This is a genomic window from Brevundimonas sp. SL161, from assembly GCF_049896985.1.
Classification (GTDB): domain Bacteria; phylum Pseudomonadota; class Alphaproteobacteria; order Caulobacterales; family Caulobacteraceae; genus Brevundimonas.
Map to the genome: position 1 here is coordinate 1 of NZ_JAFCVJ010000076.1, position 1,283 is coordinate 1,283.

Genomic DNA, 1,283 nt, shown 5'->3' on the forward strand with positions numbered 1-1,283 from the left:
GTCGTCCTTGCGGCCTTCGATGCTCGTCCTGACAACGGCACTGATGCCGGCGGGTTGCGAGGGGGCCCTGTCCACGGTCGACCCGGCCGGGCCGGCGGCCCGCACCATCGCCCAGATCTGGTGGGTGATGCTGGCCGGAGCCGTCGCCATCTTCGCCCTCGTCATGGTGCTGGTGGCCCTCGCCTTCGTCCGCAAACGCCGGCCGGTCGACGAGACGCGGCACGAGCGGCTGTGGGTCATAAAGCTGGGCATCGCCTTCCCCGCTGTCGTGCTGCTGGCGCTCCTGGCCTATGGGCTGATCGCGGGCGAATCCCTGCTGCCCCGACAGGGCCCCGACGTCGTCAACGTCAGCGCAGAGGCGCGCCGCTCGCAGTGGACCTTCGCCTACGGCGACGCGCCGGGGCGGATCACCGAGCACGTCCTGCACATCCCCGCCGGGCGGCCCGTCGATGTCTCCATCACCTCGACCGACGTGATCCACAGCTTCTGGGTTCCGCGCCTCGCCGGCAAGCTCGACGCCATTCCCGGCCACGTGAACGTCCTGCGCATCGAGGCCGACGCGCCGGGCACCTATGCCGGGCGCAGTGCCGAGTTCAGCGGCGTCGGCTACGACCAGTTCGCCTTCACCGTGGTCGCCCACGACCCCTCTGACTGGGAGCGCTTCGTCGGAGGCGGCACGCCATGAACACGCTCCAGCGCCACCGCAAACTGTCCGAAATCTGGGCGTCCGAGCCGGGCCCGCGCGGCCTGATCTCGACCGTCAACCACACGGATCTGGGCCGGATGTTCCTGGCCGTGTCCTTCTTCTTCTTCCTGGTCGGCGGCGTGCTGGCCATGCTGATCCGGGCCCAGCTGGCGACGCCGCAATCGGCCTTCGCCGGGCCGGAGATCTACAACCAGATCTTCACCATGCACGGGACCATCATGATGTTCCTGTTCGCCATCCCGACGTTCGAGGGGCTGGCGATGTACCTTCTGCCCAAGATGCTGGGCACCCGCGATCTCGCCTTTCCCCGGCTCTCGGCCTACGGCTTCTGGTGCTATGTTTTCGGTGGCACGATGATGCTGGTGTCGATGGTGCTGGGCATCGCGCCTGACGGCGGGTGGTTCATGTATCCGCCCCTGACCGGGGCGATCTATTCGCCCGGGATCAACACCGACTTCTGGCTGATCGGGATCACCTTCGTCGAAATCTCGGCCATTGCGGCGGCGGTCGAGATCACCGTCTCGATCCTCAAATACCGCGCCCCCGGCATGTCGCTGGACAAGATGCCGATCTTCGC

2 protein-coding genes are annotated in these 1,283 nt (G+C 67.3%); both read left to right on the forward strand.

All coding sequences use genetic code 11. The features are described from left to right. A partial coding sequence (locus ACP7AU_RS17675) for a cytochrome c oxidase subunit II (RefSeq protein ID WP_426052273.1) occupies positions 1-685 on the forward strand: 685 nt, incomplete at its 5' end. Continuing rightward, positions 682-1,283 (forward strand): cbb3-type cytochrome c oxidase subunit I (locus ACP7AU_RS17680; RefSeq protein ID WP_426052274.1); only part of this gene is annotated, 602 nt, incomplete at its 3' end. The genes ACP7AU_RS17675 and ACP7AU_RS17680, both read left to right, overlap by 4 nt.